Consider the following 637-nt stretch of genomic DNA (forward strand, 5'->3'; position numbering starts at 1 on the left):
GAAGCTATCGGTCGCAATCGAAACGGACTGGCTGTCCTCGTTGGTCACGTTGGGGATCGAGGTCGCGATTGGATCGTCGTTCACGGGCGTCACGGTCACGGTTAGCGTTGCGGTGGCGACCCCGCCCTCGCCGTCACTAATCTCGTAAGTGACGTTCGCTTCGCCATTGAAGTTCGCGTTCGGCGTGAAGGTAAGCGTGCCATCCGCATTGATGACGACGGTGCCATTGTCCGCGCTCGCGCTGGTGATCGTCAGCGGATCGCCATCGGGATCGCTGTCATTGGCGAGCACCGCCACCGTTACCGACGTGTCTTCCGCCGTGGTCGCAGTGTCGTCCTGAGCGATCGGAGCAACATCCTGGACCGAGTAGATAAACACAGTGCTAACGACGCCGCCATTGCCATCATCGGCAGTCACAGTGACTTGGTAGACACCATCGCTGGCTGGGCCGCCCTGCGATGCGGACGGATCGATTGTGCCGGTGATGTTTCCGAAAGAATCAATGGCCAAGCCCGGCGGCAGGCCCACGGCGCTAAAGCTCAACGTGTCTCCATCGATATCGCTGAATGCGCTCGCTGTCGGAATCGTAACGACCTGACCATCCTCACCACTTTGGTCCGGCAGGCCAACCGCGACC

Annotated in this window: 1 protein-coding gene; it reads right to left on the reverse strand. The window is 60.4% G+C overall.

Annotated elements, in window-relative coordinates:
• Window positions 1-637: Ig-like domain-containing protein (locus KCG45_RS15380; RefSeq protein ID WP_218318104.1), on the reverse strand; the 637-nt coding region annotated here is incomplete at both ends.

The sequence above is a fragment of the Erythrobacter ani genome (assembly GCF_019204025.1).
Taxonomy (GTDB): domain Bacteria; phylum Pseudomonadota; class Alphaproteobacteria; order Sphingomonadales; family Sphingomonadaceae; genus Erythrobacter; species Erythrobacter ani.